The sequence below is a fragment of the Streptomyces sp. NPDC048636 genome (assembly GCF_040650655.1).
In the GTDB taxonomy this organism is placed as follows: domain Bacteria; phylum Actinomycetota; class Actinomycetes; order Streptomycetales; family Streptomycetaceae; genus Streptomyces.
In genome coordinates, this window is the sequence record NZ_JBEZHR010000001.1 from 515,411 (window position 1) to 535,504 (window position 20,094).

The window sequence follows — 20,094 nt, forward strand, 5'->3', positions numbered from 1 at the left end:
AACGTCGTCCGATCCGGTGCGGTGACCGCCATGGTCGGCCTGGGACTGTCCCTCACCGTCCTGCCCGCCGGACCGGCAGATGCCGCAGGAGCGACCCGTGTGCGGTGCAACGACATCACCGGTCTGGTCGACGCGATCAACCAGGCCAACACCAGTGGTGGCGCCATCACCCTGGCGTCCCACTGCACCTACACCCTGACCACCGCCGACAACGCGGATGACGGGCTACCGGAGATCACCGGGAACGTGACGATCACCGGCCGCGACACCACCATCCGACGCGATCCGAACGCGACCGAGGACTTCCGCATCCTCCATGTGGCGCTCGGCGGAACGCTCGGCCTGAAGGCGCTGACGGTCAGCGGCGGCAGCCTTCCCGACTTCGCCGGCGGTGGCATCTGGAACAGCGGCACGCTGAACCTGAATCGCACGACCATCAAGGGCAACCACGCCGAGACGAGTGGTGGTATCCACAACACCGGTGGGCAGCTCGAACTCGTCGACAGCACGGTCGAGCACAACACCGCGACCCTCAACGGCGGGGGAATCCTCAACGGGCGCAACCAGCTCCTGGACCGCCCCGGCACGTTGACCATGCGCGGTGGGTCCTTGCGCAAGAACCGGGCACTCAACGACGGGGGCGGTGGCCTGGAGAACCTGAGAAGTACCGCGCATCTGAACTCGGTGTCGGTCAAGGGAAACACCGCTCCGCGCGGCGGCGGCATCAACCAATTCGCGGGCACCCTGCGTCTGACGTCCACCATTCTCAGAGACAACATCGCTGTGACAGGCGGCGGACTCAGGAATTCCTTCAGTACCGCAGCGCTGGTGCGGAGCCAGGTCACGCGCAACACGGCGATCACCGCCGGCGGCGGCATCTTCAACGAGAACTCCAGCGCCCTCACCCTCGACGCCAGCAAGGTCATCCGCAATGCCCCGGACGACTGCTTCCCCGAAGGCAGCGTCCCCGGCTGCCCGGCCACCCCGGCGGTCAGGAGCTGAATTGCAGGGCCTGTCCGTGGCGCTTAGCGTGATGTCTGAGAGACGAGGTCACTCATGCCACCACACTCCATGCGCGCGCTCGTAGCCGGAAGGGTTGGTGAGCCGGCCGAAGTCCTGCGGCTGGAATCCCGGCCCGTTCCCACGCCGGAGGCCGGTCAGGCGTTGATCCGCGTGAAGGCGACTCCGATTCACGCCAGTGATCTGCATGTACTGCGTGGCCGCTACGGCTTCTCCCCGGAATTTCCCACGGTGGGGGGTCACATGGAATGCGTGGGCCGTGTCGAGGCCCTGGGCCCGGAAACCGAGGGGCTGAAGATCGGCGAGCGGGTGGTGGCCGTTGCCGTCCCGGCGGTGCCCGGGCCGCGGGTGGCCGGTACGTGGCAGGAATACCTCGTCGCCGACGCACAGAGACTCCTGCCGGTCCCCGACGATCTGAGCGACACCAGCGCCTGTCAACTCGCCGTCAATCCGCTGACCGCGCTGCTCCTGGTGACGCGCGAACTCGACGTACAGCCGGGCGAATGGTTGCTTCAGACGGCAGCGGGCTCCACCGTGGGACGGCTCGTCATTCAGCTGGCCGGGCACCTCGGTATTCGCACCATGAATGTCGTGCGGCGGCGCGCTGCCGTTGAGGAGATCAAGGCGCTCGGTGGTGACGAGGTCATCTGCACCGAGGACGAGGACCTGTTGCGGCGCGTGGCGGAGCTCGCGGGACCGGCTGGCGTACACAAGGCCACCGACTGTGTCGCGGGCGATGTAGGTGCCCAGGTATCCCAGGCACTGGCTCCGGGAGGGGAGGTCGTGGTCTACGGCGCGCTCTCCACCCATCGGCAGACTGCCCCGGCAGCGCTGACGATCCCGCTACAGGCACGCTCGCTCATCTACGAGACCAAAGCGGTCCGTGGCTTCTGGCTGAACCGCTGGTTCGGCGCTGCCCCACCCGCGGATGCGCTGCGCGCGCTGTCCGAGGTTCGCGGTCTTGTCATCGAAGACGTGCTGAGCATCCCCCAAGGCCGGCCGTTCCCGCTCGAACGCTTCACTGAAGCCATCTCGTCCGCCGAAGCACCCGCGCACGGCGCCAAACCGCTCTTCGTCTTCGACGATGACCGTGGCCGGGACGGAGACAGCAGGTAGGGCGCGGCCCCGCCCGTGCCTGCGGGAGAGCGCTGCCATGTGACCCGGTGCCGGGTCGGCAGTGGGCGTCGTCTAGATGCTCTGGAACGGCGGCATGATGCGGACGATCACGATCAATTGGTCTCGCGGTGCCACCAGGAAGAAGAACCAGGTCGGTCAACTGCCCCGCGAGACGTTCCACTTCCGTCACCACGTGAGCGGGGATGCTGCCTGTCACGTGAGCGTGATCGGGGTCGTACTCCCAGCGCCAGTCGGTGCTCACCGCGGTGGGAGGCCGAGCGCGGCGTGTGCGTCGTCCAGGATCTTGCCCAAGGCGGACGCGGCGCGTCGGGCCTGCGTCGCGTCACCGGTCTCGGCGGTGTCCTCCCAGTGACGGAACTCTTTCGCGAGATCCGGCTGCCGCTGAATGTGGACGTGGACGGCCCACTGAGCGATGAACCGCTGAAGGGGGGCGAGATCGAAAGCCTGGCGGGACTGATCGGCGGCCTGATCCAGTTCCCGTGTGAAGGCGGGCAGGGCGGCAGGCGCGATCTGCGCGACGGCCTGACGGAGGGCCGTGACGGTGGCAGGCGGCTGAGGGATGAGTGGCTGCCCGGCGCTGGAGGTGGTCATCGCTGCTCCCATGGGCGAGATTCTGATCCCTGGGAGCAGCGTATCGAGCGCGGTACCGACCACATCGCCCGAACGAGTGAGACGCGGGCTTCAGCCGTCGGCGGGGGCGACGCCGATCGGGCAGCTCACCCCCGTGCCTACGAGGGTGTAGCTATGTGACCTATGGCGATACGAGTAGCGATCTACGTCAGGATCAGTCAGGACCGGGGCGGCGCGGGTCTGGGCATCGCGCGTCAGGAAGAGGACTGCCGTGCCCTCTGCGCTCGCAAGGGGTGGGACGTCGTGGACGTCTACCCGGACAACGACGTCAGCGCGTACTCCGGAGCGCCCCGGCCGAAGTGGCAGGAGCTCTTGGACGACATCCACGAAGGCGTGATCAACGCCGTCGTCTGCTGGCACGTGGACCGTCTCACGCGTTCCCCGCGAGAACTCGAAGACGTGATCGATCTTGCCGATCGGCATGGTCTGGAGCTGGCCACCGTCAGCGGCGAGATCGATCTCGCGACGCCCACCGGTCGCATGATCGCCCGGATGCTGGGAGCCGCCGCCCGGCACGAGGCGGAGCACAAGGCCGAACGGCAGCAGCGGCAACGGCGCCAAGCGGCCGAGTCGGGCAAGATCGCTGGAGGTGGCAAGCGGCCTTTCGGATACGAGGACGACCGGATCACCGTCCGAGAAGCCGAGGCCGAGGTCATCCGAGAAGGCGCCCGCCGTGTCCTCGCGGGGGAGAGCCTGGCAAGCATCTGCCGGGACTGGAAGAGCCGGAAGATCATCACGGCGGCTGGCATTCCGTGGAAGCCGAGCGGACTGCGTCGCATGCTCGCGTCGGCAAGGATCAGCGGACGTAGGGAGCACACCCCGCGCCGCTCGTGGGAGAGCACTCGCCCCCTCTTGGGAGAGATCGTGAGCGACGCCGTATGGCCCGGCATTCTCAGCCACGAGGATTCAGACCGCCTGCGTGCTGTGCTGAGTGACCCCGACCGGCGCCGGACCAACGACCGCGGTAACCGCACCTACCTCCTGTCCGGAATCCTTCGCTGCGGTAAGCCGACCGGCGAGCCCGGTAAGGCGTGCGGGTGGGGGATGGTCGGCCGCCCCAGGTCTGGCGTACCGCGCTACGTCTGTCCCAACACGCCGGGTACGGATGCATGCGGTGGTACGGCGACGAACGCAGAGCGGACCGATGACCAAATCAGGGACATGGTCTTGGCTGCGTTCGAGTCGCCTGCCTTCAAGAAGCGTCTGCGCGAGCCGGATGAGGATGGCGGTGAGCTGTACGAGAAAGTTCGGGCTGATGAGGAGGAGCTGGAGGAGCTGGCCGAGGACTACGGCAACCAGGCGATCAGCCGCAAGGAGTGGATGGTGGCCCGCGCGCCGATCCAGGAGCGACTGGAGCGCAACCGGGCCAGGCTCGCAAAGGTGTCCCGGAAAGCGATCTTGCTTGGTTTCGTCGGCAGCTTTGAGGACATGTTGAACCGCTGGGAGAAGATGAACGACTCCCAGCGGCGCGCAGTGATCACTGCCGCTGTCCGCTCCATCGAGGTACTTCCCGCCAACCCTCGCAAGAGGTGGGACCCGGACCGGTTCGTCATCGATTGGATCGCCTGACACGCGGACGTGCGGTGCGGGATTCGGACTCCACGAGAGCGAAGACCCGCACCGCACGTTCGATCACCGCCAGGTCTTCAATGACTGCCGGAAGCCCCTGCCGGGCCCGAGAGGCGGCTACGCGCCGACGAAGGTCATCCGGAGCCAACGGGCCCCCTGGAATCAGCCGCCATTTCTTCGCGTGCGATCTCGCGATTCCGGGTGCGGTCTTCTGCGATCCCGGCAGCCAGGAGCGCGGCGCCGGGGGTATGGCCGGAGCCGACGTAGCGCCAATGGGCAACCGTGGTCGCGACGCTGTCGTCGGCGAGTTGGGCCCCGGCGCGTTCGTGGTCGGCCCGTTCGGTGCGCAGTGCGGTGTACGTAGTCGAGTAGCGCCGTGACTTGGTGAGGACGTGTCCCCGGTAGCCGAGGGTGTGAGCCCAGGTGCGCAGCCGTAGCGGTTCCAGTTCGCGGAGGCCGCCCAGGCGCCAACAGGTGCGCATGAGGGTTCGCACGTGGGCCGAGACAGGAGCCGCCGCGATGTCGTCGGGGCTGGCAAGCTGGTGGTCGAGTCCGGCCCCGGTGTCGGTGGCGCCCTTGGTGACGTATTTGGCGACGTACGCGGCTACCGCGTCATCGGCCAGGCCCTCACCGCCGCTGAAGGCACGGAGTGGCCGGGCGTCGAGTTCGGTGCCCCAGCGCAGTGCGTGTTCCCCCAGGGCCGCACTGTAGGGCGTAGGGAGCTGGACGGCCGCCGCAGCGGTGCGGACCACGGCCAGGAGCACGTCAGCCGTTGCCCAGGCCGGGGGTGGATCGTCCGGTCCGTGTGCGCCGTCGAGACGCACCACAGCGTGGATGTGGACGGCCGCGCGCTTTTGGTACTCGGCGACCTTGGCGTAGGAGATGCGGAGGCTGTGGCGCAGGCCGGTACGGGTGCGGCCGACGCGTGCGGCGAGGTGGTTGTAGAGGTTGTCGGTGAACGCCTTCCACAGGCGCCCGGCGTGTGCGTGCCAGAGGATGTGTGCCGGGTAGTCGTAGCAGTCGGGGCACAGCGGCTGTCCAACGAGCCGTTCGGCCACGTCGTGGAAGGCCGGGCACCCCACGGGGCGTCCGTGTTCGCAGTCGCCCGCATCGCGTCGCGGTCGGCAGCGCTGCCCGTCGGTGGTGGTGCGGTGGACGGGGCCGAAGCTCGGGGCTGTGAGGGTGAGGAACAGCCGGGGTCGCTCTCGCACCTCGGCGGGGACGGTCTTGCCGCCCAGGAGTCCGGCGCGCACCAGGTGGAAGGTGTCGCCCGCGTGGAGGCGGGAGCAGGGGGCGCAGACGGTGGCGCGGCGGTTGCGGCAGCGGATCAGGAGCCGTTCGCCGGGTTCGTTGCGGGTGTCGTAGTGGTGGAGCACCTCACCCGTGAGCGCATCGCGGGTGGTGGTGGATCCGGTGAGGTGGATCGGGTGGGCGCAGCCGCCGGTGGCGGTGATCTGGTCCAACCAGCGGCCGAATCCAGAGTCTTGGACGAGGCGGATCAGGTCTTGGTCAACTTCGGAGAGCTGACGCAGGCGCGCCGCGCGGTCGAGGTGGGCGCGCCTGTCAGCCGAGGTGGTCTCGGCGGTGATGGTGGGGACCTCCCGGGGTGGGCCGCCGCAGCGGCACGGTGGGTTGGGGTTGGGTGGGTGTCGTCCATGGCGATCACTCCCGGTTCGTGGGCGGGTTGGGTGGTTAGCGGATGGTTCCGGTGCCCCGGCAGCAGCGGCAGCGCCGCGCGCGGCCGGTGCGGGAGATGGGGTATCGCTCGCCCTTGCAGATGGGGCAGCGGACACGGCGCATGGGCATGGGTGGGCCTCCCCAGGGGTCTCTAGCTGTTGTGGGCGAAGCTGGAGATCAGCCAGTTCACGAGGCCGTCAGCGGTGAAGATGACGGGGGTCTGGCCCAGGTACATGCCGAACAGGCCGATCACCACCGCTATCCACCAGCGCACTTCACCGGAGCGGACCAGGAGCACGGTGGCGAGCCCGAAGAGCAGCACCAGCGGAAGAGCCGCGTCCTCACTCATGCGCGTCCACCCCCTTCCAGGCCCTCCAGCGCACGGACGACGCCGGGCAGGCGAGGCGCAAGCCCCGCGTACTCGGCCGCCGTCACCTGCGCTTGCGCAGGGGTGGTCAGCTGAGACCGTCCGCGCATCCAGCTGCCCAGCTCGCCCGTGGTCACCGCGACGCCCTGTTCGGCCTCGGTGATCGACTGCGCGACCGCCACCGCGTCCTTGTTCAGGTCGCCCAAGGCCATCTCGGCTGTGGCGGGGTCGTTGACGCGGTGGCAGATCCGGCCGCTCAACTGCGCCCGCAACGCAGTCACTCCAGGCCCCAGATCGGAGCCGACCCGCTGACCGGCCACCAGCAGATGCAGCCCCAGCGCCGCACCGAGCTGCGCCAGGCGCAGGAGGTAGGTCGAGCATTGTTCGGCCTCGGCCCGCTGTTCCTTGCTGCCGTTGGTCAGGTACAGCTCTGCCAGCTCATCGACGACCACGACCACGGGCACCGGGCGTTCCTTCTCCGGCAGGTCCCATATCGACCGGGCCCCGGCCGCGCGGCAGGTGCGCATGCGGTCTTGCATGTCGGCCACCAGGGCGCCGAGCACAGCGACCGCTTCACGGCGGCAGGTGGCCAGCGCCGACAGCCGCTGTTCGAACAGGCCCAGTTCCATGCCGCCCTTGCAGTCGATGCCGACCAGGGCGACCGGCTGCGGGGCAAGCTCGGTGATCACCCGCGCAATGAGCGTGGACTTTCCCGACCGTGTCGCGCCGACGATCAGCCAGTGCGGCACGCGCCGGAGATCCATCACCCACGTGCCCCCGGTTTCCAACGCACCGACCACCGCTGAGAGCAGCGACGCCGATACCTCCCCGGTGGGCCGGTCGGGATGAGCCAGAGGGTCACTGGCCGTCGCGGTGATGAGCACGGTGCCGCGTTCGGGGGAGACAACCCGCACGGCGTGCATGCGCCAGGCGTGCGCCAACGCATCAGCCGCCGCGAGGAAAGGGGCCGGAGTCTGCCCCGCATGCAACCGCACCCGCAGTGATAGCCCGTTCGGCGTCGGGCGGGGGAAGGAGCAGCGCGGCGCTTTGGTGCGCAGGGGCTCGCCCTTGACCGCCAGGTCTCCCAGCAGGAGCCGATTCGGCTTGTGCGAGACCGTGAGGTCATTGAGGTGGGCAACCTTGCGCCAGGTGGTTACCACCCGCAGTGCCGTGCGCGGGTAGCGGGTCAGGTACCAGTGCCAGTCCGGCCGCTGGTCTCGCAGGTGGGGGCCGATGACCGCCAGCCAGGCTATTGCCAGCAGCGCGACGATGAAGAGGAGTGAACCCATCACGCGCCACCGCCCTTGCCCGCCGACGCAGCCGGAGCCGGAGCCGGTACGGGGGTGATGGCAGCGGCGCGGAAGCTGACACCGTGCCGGTCGCCCATGGCCCAGGCGAACGCCTCAAGGCCCGTCACCCGCACTTCCGAGCCCTCCACGACTCCCTTGGGCTCTCCGGGCACGGCGATTTCGATCACCGACACCCGCCGACCGTCCTGCCGCACCGTCACGGCGACGGTGTAGATCGTGTTGCCGTCCCGGTCCTTCTTGACCTCCTTGCTCTCGAAATCCGCGATCTTCGGTTCAGGCCCGACCGCGCACCGCAGTACGCCGAGCCGGGTGGTGTCTACAGGGATGGACTGCATGGGTTGTTGGCCTCCTTGGCCGTCCAGACGCCACACGTCATGTGACGTCACTCGTACTTATGAGTGGCCAACTATGCATGCCTTGACGGCAGGAGGCAAGTACTTATGCTTACGAGTGACATCAGCTCACGTCAGACCGCCGACCCACAGGTGACGAGGAGAGCCCGGCATGGGAGAGATCCAGCGACCCGGAGCGCTGTACCAGCAGGTTGCCGCCGAAATCCGCAGCGGCATCGCGGCAGGCGAGTACAAGCCCGGAGCCCCGCTCCCCTCAGAGGCCCAGCTCATCGAGCGCTACAAGGTCAGCCGCCCCACCGTCCGCAAGGCCATCGCCGCACTCCGCGCCGAGGGGCTCATCGAGGTCATCCACGGCAAGGGCAGCTACGTCCGCGCACTCCCCGCCCCCGCAGTCACCATCGAGCGGACCATCACCCGCAGCGGGAAGACCTTCCGCACCGGTCACCACGCGTGGCAGCAGGTCGAGGAACCGGCCATCTACCGCACCACCACCACGGCGACCACGGGCCCGCTACTCGGGCTGGGCGAGGGAGAAGCGCTCTTCGGCGTTGACCGGCTGCTGGCCGACCCAGAGACCGGTACCCGCGCCGCGCATCGCGTGCTCATCCCGTTCGCCACCGCCGCCGACGAAGCCGAACAGCTAGGAGAGGCGCCGGACACTGAGCCGGAAGAGATCTATGCGATCCTTGCCGCCGCCGGGCACAAGCTGACCTGGCAGGAGACCGTGACTGCCCGCATGCCGCTACCCGACGAGCGCGCCACGCTGCAGGTCCCCGACGCAACGCCGATCATGCTCACCGCCCGCGTCACACTCGGCAACGACGACCGCCCCCTGATCCTCGAAGAGCTCCGCGCCAGCGCCGACCGCGCGCAACTCGCCTACCGCATCACCGCCGACAGGCCCCTCAGCGCGGCGCGCTGACGCTGGGGCCGGGCACTCTCCGGAGACTGCCCCCGTGCTGGGCTTCCCGAAGTCGGTGTATTCGTAGGCTCGGTGCCGCCGCAGTTAGCTACGCTGGGTTGTCCGTGGTGCCGCTGTGTGCCGGGAGGTCAGCGGCTCGTGACACTCAGGGGGAGCATTATGTCCGTGGATCCGGTCCAGCTTGCGCAGGACCTGACGCCCTACGCCACCGCAGCCGTCGCCGCCTACGGGGCCGCGGTCCTGGCCCGTGTCGAGAGCGGCGCCGCCGATGCCACGGTCTCGTTCGGCCAGCGCATCCTGCGACGCCTCACCGGCCGGGATACCCCCGACACCGAGACGTCCGCCGAACAACAAGCCATCCTCGGCACTCTCGCAGATCTGGCCAACGCCCCTCAGGACGCGGTGCGGGTACAGATCCGCCGCATCCTTACGGCACATCCGGCCCTCGCAGCCGAGATCGCCGGATGGGAACGACCCGCCTGGCCCGTCACGATGACGGTCACCACCTCGGGTGAGAGGTCACCGGCCGTGGGCAACAACTACGGCACCATCAACACCGGCGACTCCACCGCCTGAGGCCGCGCAGCATGACTGAAGCAATCCCTGAAGGTCCACAGCCGGAGCGCCCCGGCCCCGCCACATCGGGAGCCCGGTCACCGGCCGTGGGCAACAACTACGGTCCCATCATCACCGGTGACACCACTCTCCGGGCTCCCCTGGTACTACCGCCACCGGCCGACGTGCCTGGCCCCCGGGGGCTGCACAATCTCCCATGGCCTGCCGGTCATCGGTTCGTTGGCCGGGAGACGGAGATGACCCTCCTGGACCGGGCGCTGCGGCCCAGGACCGAACGGGCGGCCACGCAAGTCGTCACCCAGGCGATGTCCGGACTCGGCGGAGTCGGGAAGTCCACCCTGGCGTTGCGCTTCGCCCACGATCACCGTCCCGACTACAGCGCCGTCTGGTGGATCAACGCCGAGACCCCTGAGACCATCACCGACTCCCTCGCCGAGCTCACCGCCGCGGTCAACCCCGAAATCAACACCACCACCGCTGCCAGCGGCGCCCTGGCCCCATGGGCCCTGGCCTGGCTGGATGCTCACCCCGGATGGCTCCTGGTCTTCGACAACGCCACCAAACCCGATCACCTCGCCCCCTACCTCGCCCGACTCACCAGCGGTGACCACCTCATCACCAGCCGCCTCACCCAAGGCTGGGACGCACTCGCCGCCCAGCCTCTGCACCTGGATGTCCTGACCGCATCGGCAGCGACCAGCCTGCTGCACCAACTCGCCAAGGTGAACCACCCCGCGGAGCATCCCGTCGCCGAGGAACTAGCCGACGAGCTCGGTCACCTCCCCCTCGCTCTCGAACAAGCCGGTGCCTACGTCCACCGCACCCGCGGCACCTACTCCAGCTACCTGCAGCGCTTGCGTACCCAAGCCGCCCGGATGCTCAGCACCCCTGGCAACGGCGACCCCCACAGCACCACCATCGCCCGCACCTGGCGCGTCACCCTCGACACCATCGCCGACCGCGACCCCCTCGCCATCCACCTGCTACGCGTCATGGCCTGGTTTGCCCCCCACGACATACCCCGCGACCTACTCAACGGCGCAGCCGACGAACCAGGCGCGGAAATCGACGCCCTCGCCCTCCTCAACGACTTCAGCATGATCACCCTCACGGAGACCACTACCGCCACTCACCGCCTGGTACAAGCCGTCGCCCGAACCCCCGACCCCGAAGACCCCCACCGCACCGAACAAGCGATCAAAGACGCCAAGTCCACCGCAGAAACCCTGATCTGCGACGCACTGCCCAACAACCCAGAGACCAATGTCACCGGATGGCCACGCTGGCGGACCCTGCTCCCCCACATCGACGCATACCTCACCCACACCCCTCCCGACTCAGACACCACCGACACCCATCTCATCCTGTACACCGCATCACAATTTCTGCGCAGCCAAGGCCAGTTCTCCCAAGCCACCAAGTACGCACAACGCTTGGACACCACATCAACGCGACTCCTCGGCGAGGACCACCCCAACACCCTGGCCTCCCGCAACAACCTCGCGGATGCCTACAGGGCGGCGGGGGACTTGGGCCGGGCCATCCCGCTACACGAGCAGAACCTCACCAACCGGGTCCGGATCCTCGGCGAGGACCACCCCCAAACCCTGGCCTCCCGCAACAACCTCGCGGGTGCCCACGAGTCGGCGGGGGACCTGAGCCGGGCCATCCCGTTGTACGAGCAGAACCTCACCGACAGCATCCGGATCCTCGGCGAGGACCACCCCAACACCCTGAGCTTCCGCAACAACCTCGCGTGTGCCTACCAGGCGGCGGGGGACCTCCGGGCCATCCCGCTACACGAGCAGAACCTCACCAACCGGGTCCGGATCCTCGGCGAGGAGCACCCCGACACCCTGGCCTCCCGCAACAACCTCGCCTCCGCCTACCAGACGGCGGGGCACCTGGGCCGGGCCATCCCGTTGTACGAGCAGAACCTCACCGACAGCATCCGGATCCTCGGAGAGGACCACCCCAGCACCCTGACCTCCCGCAACAACCTCGCCTCCGCCTACCAGACGGCGGGGCACCTGGGCCGGGCCACCTCTCTGTACGAGCAGAACCTCACCGACCGGGTCCGGGTCCTCGGCGAGGACCACCCCGACACCCTGGCCTCCCGCAACAACCTCGCGGGTGCCCACGAGTCGGCGGGGGACCTGGGCCGGGCCATCCCGCTGTACGAGCAGACCCTCACCGACAGCATCAGGATCCTCGGCGAGGACCACCCCAACACCCTGGCCTCCTGCAACAACCTCGCGGATGCCTACAGGGCGGCGGGGGACTTGGGGCTGGCCATCCCGTTGTACGAGCAGACCCTCACCGACAGCATCAGGATCCTCGGAGAAGACCACCTCGACACCCTGGTATCCCGGAACAACCTCGCCTACGCCTACGAGGCGGCGGGGGACTTGGGGCTGGCCATCCCGTTGTACGAGCAGACCCTCACCGACAGCATCAGGATCCTCGGAGGAGACCACCCCACGACCCACACCGTGCGGAACAACCTGCGGCGGGCGCGTTCCAACCCACCCTGAACAACACTCCTCGCGCAGTAACGACTCGGCGTAGCTGTCGAAACCTGTCTTCACTTACTCAAGGGCGCGCCGTGCGGCGCGCCGGGCGGTCTGGCCGCCCCGCCGGGCTGCGGCGTGGCCGCCGGTCCCGGCGGACGCCCACCGCCCACACCACCGCGTCATGAGTGCGCAGGCAAGCCGACCGCCGTCGGGGCTGGTGCGTTGTGGCTGGGGCCGACGGCCTCCGAGGCTTTAGGCAGCCACCACGGGGCGAGCCTCTAAGAACAGGGGGCCAATCGGTCGCAAACGCGGGCAGGATCACAGACCCGCCCGATTCGCCGGGCCAGCGTAAGGCCCCCTGTTCTCTCGCCCCGTGGCAGCTCCCGCCCAAAGCCTCGGACGCCGGCGGCGGTGCCCACCTGCACCCTTACGGCACCGCGCGACCCTCCACCGGCCGCCCCGCTCAACTCGCTCTGCCAAGACCAGCCGCCGCCACCCGCGCCAGCATCGCTATCTCACGCGCCGTCGCCGCCGACAACTGCAGCCGCACCACCCCCGCCCCATCTGTCCCGGCAGAGGCCCGAAGCCGCGCCCCGGACGTGTCCACTCCGACGATCCGTAGCGCGTCGTCCAGCTCGGAGGCCGCCTCGCGCGCATCCCGTCAGCCGCTCATGTAGTCCATTCCGCGCACCCACATCCCCCCGTCCAGGTCTGCCGCCTCACCGTCGAACCCGTCGTCCCCAGGGCCGCACATCGTCCCAAGTCCCTTTCTCCGCAAGCCGCCTGACTCTGAACATCCGGGCCGCGTCGACGAGAACACGACGACGACCCCGGTACCATCGGCACCGGGGTTCGTCATGATCCCCAGCCGGACCACCCCGACAGCTGCCAGGCGAAGGGGGTGGTCCGGCGTTGCTTCTTCGGTTGTTGCGCGTGATCCAGACCGGAGCCGTCTCAGTACTGCTGGCGACCACCGGGGTAGCGGACCGACTTCCGGCACTCAGGGCCATCCACGGGCGGAATCTCCGGAGCGAGCGCGAAGCACAGACCCGCGTGGAGCTGTTCCGCCTCATCCACAGACAGCACCAGCGGCGCGAGCGCCACATGCTTGCCCAGACGGACGATCCCGAGCGGCACCGTGAAACAGCCATCCAGATCACGCCGTACACGCAGTCCCGCCGGGGTAGCCTCCAGCCGCCACCCAGACGTAATCCGCCGATCCAGGCTCACTCGTCCACCTCGCTCGCCCCAGCCGAATCATCGTCATCGGACACCGGCAGTCGCTTGCCACGGCTCTCCGCGACCCGGAGAGCATCACGCAGCGCCTCGACCAGACGATTGGAGAGGAAGCGCAGCTCGCCGGGCTCAGCCTTCGAATTACCGAGCAGCGCACCAGCGTGATCAAGGAGTTCAGCGCCCATGCGGAGCTGCATCGCTTCCATATCGTCCGCAAGCTGCGATACGAACCCCTCGCCGTCCTCATCGGACACCAGGTAGCACGGCTTGCCAGTAGGCCCCGACCACGGGAGCAGACGCCGTTGCGCACTCACCTGGTTACCACCACCCCGTACGGGGCACACACCGACGCGCCGCGAGCGCGAGCCTCCCGAAGCGCCTCCTGCTGACGCTCATGCGCCACGACGTACGGCCGGACAAGCCCCACGTCCTCACCCCGCAACACCGGCCGATGCAACACCTGATGCACACGAGGCAGCCGCAGCGGGGGGGCATCTCCGCAGCTCGCCATTGCCCGCGTCTCGGCTGTCCGATGCCGACCCTGGCCGGGCTGTAACGCGCTCCTCACCGATTCGAAGATCCTGCCGATACAGTTCCGCATGTCGACCTGCTTTCCTCAGGTTGACCACGCCCCGGGGCGCAGGCACGCGCCGCCGGGGTCTTGTGGTGGGTGAAAACCGCCTGAGCTTTCATGCTGGTGACATACGAAGCCCCCAACTTTCACAGTTGAGTGAAAGCCGGGGGCTGGTGCGGTGAAAGTCCTAGAGACCCACCCAAGCCGCCAGGTGGTCGAGGGTGTCCGGCGTGCGCCGGGACAAGTGGATCAGACCCCTGATGGTCTCTCGCGCGCCTGAGTGGTACCGCGTCTGTTGGGGCGCCAGCCTTCGCGCGGTGACCATGGACTTCAAGGCCGCTTCGGAACGTCCCGCTTCCATCTGGGCGCGTGCTTGATCGACGTAGAAGTGAGCCGCGCGGGACACGGCCCAATCCTTCGGTATCCGCACCTTCGCGGCCTCCCTCAGCGCTTCACCGTAGTGCCGCATCTCGACATGGGCGGACACTGCGTGCACGGTGACGTTCGTGGGTCCGAAGGACAGCCAGTGGACGTCCGTCGCTTCACCGACCTGGGCCGCGTAAGACCTCGCCTCCGCGAGATGGTTCCGGACCGCCTCTGCGTCATGGGCGCGGGCCGCGATGATGCTCGCCCCGAGGTGAAGCTGCCCGGCAACGGCCTGCCTCGCACGCGTCTGAGGCGACTGATCCAGTAGTCCCTGCCCGGAGGCGACGAGGCGCTTGCCGATCGTGTATTCGCCCTCTCGGAAGTAGACCAGGGCACGCATGTACTGACGCACCGCGGAGAGCAGCGGATCCGAAGCACGCGACGCGGCCCAGTCCATCCGGTCCAGAGCCACCGTCGACAGGTCGTAGTAACCCAACTTCACGGCCAGGTCGTGCGCCGTCCGGTACGTACTCGACAGCGCGGCCCACAGCTCCGACGACGGCGCCCGGTATGCGGCCGTAGTGATCTCCGCGATCGTGTCGGGAAGGTCGAGAGCGGCGTCATGGAGTTTCGTGGCCCGGACCTGCTGACACAGGTGCTCGGCAGCTGCAACGAGTTGGGGAGTCGGACGAGGACTGATCGCCGGATCGGCCCCCAGGTCGTAGAGGTCGAGGGCTTCACGGATCGGGCGGACCAGCGCGGCCAACCGGTCCTGCTGCAACTCGGTCACGTAGGGCTGTCCGGTCAGCGCGGTGACGTCGATGCACAGCGCTTTGGCCACCGCGGCCACCAAGTCGGGGCTGGCTGGCTTGTGTCCGGACTCCACCTGTGTGAGCAGGCTGTATGAGTAGGGGACTTTCTGAGCCAAGCCGCGCTGAGTCAGCCCAGCCCGTTTCCGGTGATGTGCGATCCGAGCACCCGTGTGTTCGTCGCCGGGGAGCGGCATGCATGCCTCCCTTTCGTGACTCACTCACGGAAACGCTACCCGTCCCAGCCATGGCAGAGGACGATGAACGGCAATGTCAGCCTGGACCGGGCAGGTTTGCGGGTTGGGGGTCCCACGCGGTGGACTGCCCACATGACTGCGAACCGCGTCCTCTACCTGTTCGGAAGCGCCGCCCCGCCCGTGCTGAACATCGCCGGTGTCATCGAGCGAGCGCAGGCAGCCGACTGGGATGTCTGCCTTGGGCTGACCCCTACGGCCGCACGCTGGCTTGACGACGAGCTGCCAGCGTTGGAGGAGCTGACCGGACACCCGGTGCGCAGCCAGTACAAGCTGCCCTGGGAGCCCGACGTCTGGCCCCCTGCGGATGTCACCGTCCTGGCACCCGCCACCTTCAACACGATCAACCAGTGGGCCCTGGGCATCACCGAAAAGTTCATCGTGGGATTCGTGGCCGAGGCGATCGGCAAGGGCATCCCCACCGTGACCATGCCGTGCGTCAACGCCGCCTACGTCCAGCACACGCAGTTCGACACCAGCGTTGCCACGCTCCGCGCGATGGGCGTACGGGTGCTCTACGGAGAAGGCGGTTTCGTGCCCAACAAGCCGGGCCAGGGCCGACCAGAGAACTATCCGTGGCACCTGGCCCTAGAAGCCGCTGAGTCAGCCGTCGGTGGGCGTGATCCCGGTGGGGCATGAGCCGCCGTCGGACGGGTCACCTAGCTTGACCCCCGTGCCGCCGATGCCGCAGTACCCCGCCGGGTTCTTGTCCAGGTACTGCTGGTGGCCGGCCTCGGCCGGGTAGAAGGGGCCCGCGGGGAGGATCTCGGTGGTGATGTCGCCGTAGCCCGAGCCGCTCAGGACGGACTGGTAGGCGGCCCGGGAGGACTCGGCCTCGGCCTGCTGCTCGGGGGAGTGGGTGTAGATCGCCGAGCGGTACTGGGTGCCGACGTCGTTGCCCTGGCGGAAGCCCTGGGTGGGGTCGTGGGACTCCCAGAAGAGCTTCAGCAGGGCGCCGTAGGTGGTGACGGTCGGGTCGAAGACGACGCGGACCGCCTCGGTGTGGCCGGTGAGGCCGCTGCACACCTCGTCGTAGGAGGGGTTCTCGGTGTGGCCGCCCTGGTAGCCGACGAGCGTCGTCCACACCCCCGGGGCCTGCCAGAACTTCCGCTCGGCGCCCCAGAAGCAGCCCAGCCCGAAGTCGGCGACGACCAGACCGGGCGGATAGGGACCGGTCAGCGGATTGCCCAGGACCGTATGGCGGTCGGGGACGGGGAACGCCGGGTCGGGGCGGCCCTTCAGCGCCTCCTCAGGCGTCGGGAGGTGGTTCTTATGGCGGCTGAACAGCATCTGGGCTCCTCGCTCGGGTACGCGGCGCGACCCGTACAACGGATGCCGGCCCGGGAGAATTCCGGCCACCCCCGGTACGAGCCGTCAGCGCGGCAGCGTCGCCGGGGAGCCCCCGTGGCCCTCCCAGCCCGCCACCGCCAGCGCCCGGTAGACCGTGTACTCGGCCGCCGGGTCCGCGCCGTACGACCACGGCACCGCGCCCACATGGCCGTCCACGTGCCGCAGCTGCTCCATGGCCTCCGCGTACCGCTCCGCCCGCACCAGGAACCACACCAGCAGATGCCGGACGTGGGGGAGGACCGGGTGGTCGGCGGGGGCCTGCTGGGTCGCGTAGAGCGCGCCCTCGATCGCCTTGGTGATCACTTCGCTCTGGTAGAGGCCGCGGACCAGGTTGACGTCCGGCAGGTGCTCGAAGACGCCGAACAGCGGCAGCGCGGGCAGCAGACTCTTCGGCGGGGCGGACGCGGCGGCCGCGTGGGTGAAGGCGTCGGCGAGCTCCTGGGAGCCGTGCCACTTGCCGCACCAGTAGTGCAGCGCGGCCAGATGGGCGCCCATATGGTGCGGGGCGCGCTCGGTGACCTTGGACCACAGCTCCTCGAAGTCGGCCTGCCGATAGCCCAGACCGCGGGCGACGCCCAGCTCGATGATGTACGGCACCGGGTCGCCGGGGGCCAGCAGCGCCGCCTCCTGGCAGACACTCCGGGCCTCCTCGAGGATCATGCGGAAGTCGGGCGAGGACGGGTTCAGCAGCGCCTGCCGGACCAGGAACTCGGCGTGCACCGCGGCCGCGCCCGCGTCCTTGGGGGCCGCCACCCGCCAGGTGCGCAGCCACATCCCGCCCTGGCCCGGGCTCCGCGCCAGCTCGTAGGCGGCCGCACCGGCCAGCGTCTGGACCCGCTGCCAGCGCAGCTCCGAACCCGCCTCGGTGAGCGCGAGCAGCCGGGCGGCGGGCTGCCAGTCCTGGTCCGCCTGGACCTCCTCCAGGGCTTCGGTGAGCGGGCGGTCCGGGCCCGGCAGGCGCACGTCCAGCCGCTCGGGCGGTACGAAGCCGTACTCCTCCGGGTCCGAGGCGCGCAGCGCGCCCCGCATGGCCTCGCGGCCGCCGCGCATCCGCCGCACCGCGGGCACGATGATCAGCCCGCCCACCATGACGATGGCGATGAGGAAGATCAGAAGTTCCATGAGGTGTCCCCGTGAGAAGGTACGAACGGTTCCGACGGTGCTAACGCCTGAACTCCAGCCTATGTGCCCACCCGGACGAGGGACCCGGCACCGCCCCGCCGGGCGTTACCCTCGCCCCATGACCGACCAGCATCAGCACCCGCAGAGCTTCGAGACGCTCGCCATCCACGCCGGCCAGGAGGCGGACCCGCTCACCGGGGCCGTCGTGCCCCCGATCTACCAGGTCTCCACCTACAAGCAGGACGGGGTGGGCGGCCTGCGCAACGGTTACGAGTACAGCCGCTCCGCCAATCCCACCCGTACCGCGCTGGAGGAGAACCTGGCGGCGCTCGAAGGCGGCCGCCGCGGTCTCGCCTTCGCCTCCGGGCTGGCCGCCGAGGACTGCCTGCTGCGCACGCTGCTGGCCCCGGGCGACCATGTGGTGATCCCGGACGACGCCTACGGCGGTACGTTCCGGCTGTTCGCCAAGGTCGTCGAGCGCTGGGGCGTGGAGTGGTCGGTGGCCAACACCTCCGACCCGGCCGCCGTACGGGCCGCGCTGCGCCCCCGTACGAAGGTGATCTGGGTGGAGACGCCCAGCAACCCGCTGCTCGGCATCACCGATATCGCCGCCGTCGCCGACATCGCCCGTACCGCCGGGGCCCGTCTGGTCGTCGACAACACCTTCGCCAGCCCCTACCTCCAGCAGCCGCTGGCGCTCGGCGCGGACGTGGTGGTGCACTCCACCACCAAGTACATGGGCGGTCATTCGGACGTGGTCGGCGGTGCGCTCGTCGTCTCCGACCCGGAGCTGGGCGAGGAACTCACCTTCCACCAGAACGCGATGGGCGCGGTCGCCGGTCCCTTCGACTCCTGGCTGGTGATGCGAGGCATCAAGACCCTCGCCGTCCGGATGGACCGGCACAGCGCCAACGCCACGCGGATCGCGGAGCTGTTGGCCACCCACTCCAAGGTGACCCAGGTCTACTACCCGGGGCTGCCGGAGCACGCCGGGCACGAGGTCGCCGCCAAGCAGATGCGGGCCTTCGGCGGCATGGTGTCGTTCCGGGTCGCGGGCGGCGAGCAGGCGGCGGTCGAGGTCTGCAACCGGGCCCAACTCTTCACGCTGGGCGAGTCGTTGGGCGGTGTCGAGTCGCTGATCGAGCACCCGGGGCGGATGACGCACGCCTCCACGGCGGGCTCGGCCCTCGAGGTCCCCGCCGACCTGGTCCGGCTGTCGGTCGGTATCGAGTCGGTCGAGGACCTGGTGGCCGACCTGACCCAGGCCCTGGGCTGAGCCGGGTATCCGGACCGAGTCAGGTTCTGAGCCGGGCTCCGGCATTGGCCCAGGCCCTGGGCTGAGCCGGGCTCTCGGCCCTGAGGGCCGGGCCGCGCGCCGAGCCGGCTCCCGGCCCTGAGCCGACGCGCCGTCTCACCACCCCTCGAGCGGAGGGGTGGTGTCGGACGGCGGCGCCGTCCACGGCTCGACGATCGCCGCCCAGACGCCGAACGCGACGACGGCGGCGAACAGCAGCGCCCAGCCGACGGCCCGTACGGCGCGATGGCGACGGAGGATCCGCCGCCCCCGCTCGGCCGCCCGGTCCGCCAGGTCCGGGGGCAACAGGGGGTGCGAGCCCTCCATCAACCGGCGGACCTCGTCCTCCTTGCGATCCCAGCTGCTCATGGGCCCGCTCCCGCCGCTCCGGCGGGGGTGCTGGTCGCCGTGCCGCCACGCCGCGGCGGTGACGGCTGCCGCGGCACCCCGCTGCGCATCACCGAGACCGCGCGGGTGCAGATCGCCCGTACCCGCTCGACCGGGAGCCCGAGCGCGGCGGCCGTCTGCTCCTCGGCCACGCCCTCGTAGAGCCGCAGTACCAGCACCAGCCGTTCGCGTGGGGCGAGCCGGTCCAGGATGCCGCCGCGCGGCTGGCGGTAGCGGTGGCCACCGCGGGCGTAGAGGGCGGCCAGCTCCAGCCGGGTGCGGTCGTACGGGTCCTCACCGCGCAACTGGTCCCAGCGGGCGTACGTACGGGCGAGCGCGGCGGTCAGCAGGCGCTGGGCGGCCGCGGTGTCCCCTGTCGGGGGTTCCCCCGTGAGCAGCGTGGCCGCATGCAGCAGCCTGCCACCCGCGCCCGCGACAAATGCCTCGAACTCCCGGGCCCGGCGGCTCTCCCGTGCTGCCCGCCGCTCTCGCACCGCGCCTCCGCCTCATGTCCCCTTAGGACACGGCAGGCACGGGTGCGCGGTCAAGAGGTCTGCCGCCGGTCCGTGAGGTCCGGCGGGTCCCGTCGGTCCACGGGGCGGGCGCGGGGGCGCCGCGCGGCGGGGGC

The 20,094-nt window shown here is 69.4% G+C and carries 20 protein-coding genes; 8 read left to right on the forward strand and 12 right to left on the reverse strand.

Annotated elements, in window-relative coordinates; all coding sequences use genetic code 11:
- Positions 1-21 precede the first annotated feature (21 nt).
- Together AB0C66_RS02410 and AB0C66_RS02415 are read left to right on the forward strand one after the other, a co-directional pair.
- Positions 22-1,002, forward strand: coding sequence for a right-handed parallel beta-helix repeat-containing protein (locus AB0C66_RS02410; protein WP_362431790.1), 981 nt, complete (start codon positions 22-24; stop codon positions 1,000-1,002).
- Between the two features lie 69 nt (positions 1,003-1,071).
- Positions 1,072-2,136, forward strand: coding sequence for a zinc-dependent alcohol dehydrogenase family protein (locus AB0C66_RS02415; RefSeq protein WP_362431793.1), 1,065 nt, complete (start codon positions 1,072-1,074; stop codon positions 2,134-2,136).
- Positions 2,137-2,394: 258 nt separating this feature from the next.
- Here AB0C66_RS02415 and AB0C66_RS02420 read toward each other — a convergent pair whose 3' ends face one another.
- On the reverse strand, positions 2,395-2,748 hold the full coding sequence (locus AB0C66_RS02420; protein WP_362431796.1) for a DUF6247 family protein: 354 nt from the start codon (positions 2,746-2,748) through the stop codon (positions 2,395-2,397).
- Positions 2,749-2,910: 162 nt separating this feature from the next.
- Here AB0C66_RS02420 and AB0C66_RS02425 point away from each other — a divergent pair, with 162 nt between their 5' ends.
- Positions 2,911-4,356 carry a recombinase family protein gene (locus tag AB0C66_RS02425; protein WP_362431799.1) on the forward strand — a complete coding sequence of 482 codons (1,446 nt, stop codon included), beginning with the start codon at positions 2,911-2,913 and terminating at the stop codon, positions 4,354-4,356.
- 134 nt (positions 4,357-4,490) lie between these two features.
- Here the strand turns inward: AB0C66_RS02425 and AB0C66_RS02430 are convergent, their stop codons facing one another.
- From AB0C66_RS02430 to AB0C66_RS02445, 4 genes are all read right to left on the reverse strand, one after another.
- Positions 4,491-5,888: a replication initiator gene (locus AB0C66_RS02430; RefSeq protein ID WP_362433308.1), complete on the reverse strand. Its 1,398-nt coding sequence runs from the start codon at positions 5,886-5,888 to the stop codon at positions 4,491-4,493.
- A 296-nt stretch (positions 5,889-6,184) separates the two neighbouring features.
- A complete protein-coding gene (locus AB0C66_RS02435) occupies positions 6,185-6,382 on the reverse strand; it encodes a hypothetical protein (RefSeq protein WP_362431802.1) in 198 nt (65 codons plus the stop codon).
- A complete protein-coding gene (locus tag AB0C66_RS02440; protein WP_362431805.1) occupies positions 6,379-7,689 on the reverse strand; it encodes an FtsK/SpoIIIE domain-containing protein in 1,311 nt (436 codons plus the stop codon). The genes AB0C66_RS02435 and AB0C66_RS02440 overlap by 4 nt, the downstream gene beginning before the upstream one ends.
- The gene (locus AB0C66_RS02445; protein ID WP_362431810.1) at positions 7,689-8,045 is read right to left on the reverse strand and encodes a hypothetical protein; all 357 of its coding nucleotides are present in this window, start codon (positions 8,043-8,045) and stop codon (positions 7,689-7,691) included. Before AB0C66_RS02445 ends, AB0C66_RS02440 begins: the two co-directional genes overlap by 1 nt.
- A 169-nt stretch (positions 8,046-8,214) precedes the next feature.
- Between AB0C66_RS02445 and AB0C66_RS02450 the strand changes: the two genes are divergently transcribed.
- From AB0C66_RS02450 to AB0C66_RS02460, 3 genes are all read left to right on the forward strand, one after another.
- A complete protein-coding gene (locus AB0C66_RS02450) occupies positions 8,215-8,985 on the forward strand; it encodes a GntR family transcriptional regulator (RefSeq protein ID WP_362431812.1) in 771 nt (256 codons plus the stop codon).
- Between the two features lie 159 nt (positions 8,986-9,144).
- Positions 9,145-9,561 (forward strand): hypothetical protein, encoded by a 417-nt coding sequence (locus tag AB0C66_RS02455; protein WP_362431815.1) that lies wholly within the window; start codon positions 9,145-9,147, stop codon positions 9,559-9,561.
- Between the two features lie 164 nt (positions 9,562-9,725).
- Complete coding sequence (locus AB0C66_RS02460; RefSeq protein WP_362433310.1) at positions 9,726-12,095, forward strand: tetratricopeptide repeat protein; 2,370 nt, start codon at positions 9,726-9,728, stop codon at positions 12,093-12,095.
- A gap of 933 nt (positions 12,096-13,028) precedes the next feature.
- Here AB0C66_RS02460 and AB0C66_RS02465 read toward each other — a convergent pair.
- The 3 genes from AB0C66_RS02465 to AB0C66_RS02475 form a co-directional block, all read right to left on the reverse strand.
- A complete protein-coding gene (locus AB0C66_RS02465; protein WP_362431817.1) occupies positions 13,029-13,304 on the reverse strand; it encodes a hypothetical protein in 276 nt (91 codons plus the stop codon).
- The gene (locus AB0C66_RS02470) at positions 13,301-13,564 is read right to left on the reverse strand and encodes a hypothetical protein (protein ID WP_362431820.1); all 264 of its coding nucleotides are present in this window, start codon (positions 13,562-13,564) and stop codon (positions 13,301-13,303) included. Before AB0C66_RS02470 ends, AB0C66_RS02465 begins: the two co-directional genes overlap by 4 nt.
- Before the next feature lie 507 nt (positions 13,565-14,071).
- Positions 14,072-15,256, reverse strand: a complete 1,185-nt coding sequence (locus tag AB0C66_RS02475; protein WP_362431822.1) for a helix-turn-helix transcriptional regulator — start codon at positions 15,254-15,256, stop codon at positions 14,072-14,074.
- Positions 15,257-15,388: 132 nt separating this feature from the next.
- Here AB0C66_RS02475 and AB0C66_RS02480 point away from each other — a divergent pair, with 132 nt between their 5' ends.
- Positions 15,389-15,952, forward strand: a complete 564-nt coding sequence (locus AB0C66_RS02480) for a flavoprotein (protein WP_362431825.1) — start codon at positions 15,389-15,391, stop codon at positions 15,950-15,952.
- Here AB0C66_RS02480 and msrA read toward each other — a convergent pair.
- Positions 15,917-16,603: a peptide-methionine (S)-S-oxide reductase MsrA gene (gene msrA / locus AB0C66_RS02485; RefSeq protein WP_362431827.1), complete on the reverse strand. Its 687-nt coding sequence runs from the start codon at positions 16,601-16,603 to the stop codon at positions 15,917-15,919. The genes AB0C66_RS02480 and msrA overlap by 36 nt on opposite strands.
- Before the next feature lie 84 nt (positions 16,604-16,687).
- Positions 16,688-17,785 carry a hypothetical protein gene (locus tag AB0C66_RS02490; RefSeq protein ID WP_362431830.1) on the reverse strand — a complete coding sequence of 366 codons (1,098 nt, stop codon included), beginning with the start codon at positions 17,783-17,785 and terminating at the stop codon, positions 16,688-16,690.
- A gap of 118 nt (positions 17,786-17,903) precedes the next feature.
- On the opposite strand from AB0C66_RS02490, the gene AB0C66_RS02495 reads away from it, so the two are divergent.
- A complete protein-coding gene (locus AB0C66_RS02495; RefSeq protein ID WP_362431832.1) occupies positions 17,904-19,061 on the forward strand; it encodes a cystathionine gamma-synthase in 1,158 nt (385 codons plus the stop codon).
- A 135-nt stretch (positions 19,062-19,196) separates the two neighbouring features.
- Here the strand turns inward: AB0C66_RS02495 and AB0C66_RS02500 are convergent, their stop codons facing one another.
- Positions 19,197-19,448: a hypothetical protein gene (locus AB0C66_RS02500; protein ID WP_362431835.1), complete on the reverse strand. Its 252-nt coding sequence runs from the start codon at positions 19,446-19,448 to the stop codon at positions 19,197-19,199.
- Entirely contained in the window at positions 19,445-19,960 is a 516-nt protein-coding gene (locus tag AB0C66_RS02505; protein ID WP_362431838.1) for a sigma factor-like helix-turn-helix DNA-binding protein, read from the reverse strand. Before AB0C66_RS02505 ends, AB0C66_RS02500 begins: the two co-directional genes overlap by 4 nt.
- Positions 19,961-20,094 lie beyond the last annotated feature (134 nt).

What these genes read in the sequence shown, in the direction of transcription:
- AB0C66_RS02415 (WP_362431793.1), top strand. Translation starts at nt 1,072, where the DNA reads ATGCGCGCGCTCGTAGCCGGAAGGGTTGGTGAGCCGGCCGAAGTCCTG.
- AB0C66_RS02420 (WP_362431796.1), bottom strand. Translation starts at nt 2,748, where the DNA reads ATGACCACCTCCAGCGCCGGGCAGCCACTCATCCCTCAGCCGCCTGCC.
- AB0C66_RS02425 (WP_362431799.1), top strand. Translation starts at nt 2,911, where the DNA reads ATGGCGATACGAGTAGCGATCTACGTCAGGATCAGTCAGGACCGGGGC.
- AB0C66_RS02435 (WP_362431802.1), bottom strand. Translation starts at nt 6,382, where the DNA reads ATGAGTGAGGACGCGGCTCTTCCGCTGGTGCTGCTCTTCGGGCTCGCC.
- AB0C66_RS02440 (WP_362431805.1), bottom strand. Translation starts at nt 7,689, where the DNA reads ATGGGTTCACTCCTCTTCATCGTCGCGCTGCTGGCAATAGCCTGGCTG.
- AB0C66_RS02445 (WP_362431810.1), bottom strand. Translation starts at nt 8,045, where the DNA reads ATGCAGTCCATCCCTGTAGACACCACCCGGCTCGGCGTACTGCGGTGC.
- AB0C66_RS02450 (WP_362431812.1), top strand. Translation starts at nt 8,215, where the DNA reads ATGGGAGAGATCCAGCGACCCGGAGCGCTGTACCAGCAGGTTGCCGCC.
- AB0C66_RS02455 (WP_362431815.1), top strand. Translation starts at nt 9,145, where the DNA reads ATGTCCGTGGATCCGGTCCAGCTTGCGCAGGACCTGACGCCCTACGCC.
- AB0C66_RS02475 (WP_362431822.1), bottom strand. Translation starts at nt 15,256, where the DNA reads ATGCCGCTCCCCGGCGACGAACACACGGGTGCTCGGATCGCACATCAC.
- AB0C66_RS02480 (WP_362431825.1), top strand. Translation starts at nt 15,389, where the DNA reads ATGACTGCGAACCGCGTCCTCTACCTGTTCGGAAGCGCCGCCCCGCCC.
- msrA (WP_362431827.1), bottom strand. Translation starts at nt 16,603, where the DNA reads ATGCTGTTCAGCCGCCATAAGAACCACCTCCCGACGCCTGAGGAGGCG.
- AB0C66_RS02490 (WP_362431830.1), bottom strand. Translation starts at nt 17,785, where the DNA reads ATGGAACTTCTGATCTTCCTCATCGCCATCGTCATGGTGGGCGGGCTG.
- AB0C66_RS02495 (WP_362431832.1), top strand. Translation starts at nt 17,904, where the DNA reads ATGACCGACCAGCATCAGCACCCGCAGAGCTTCGAGACGCTCGCCATC.
- AB0C66_RS02500 (WP_362431835.1), bottom strand. Translation starts at nt 19,448, where the DNA reads ATGAGCAGCTGGGATCGCAAGGAGGACGAGGTCCGCCGGTTGATGGAG.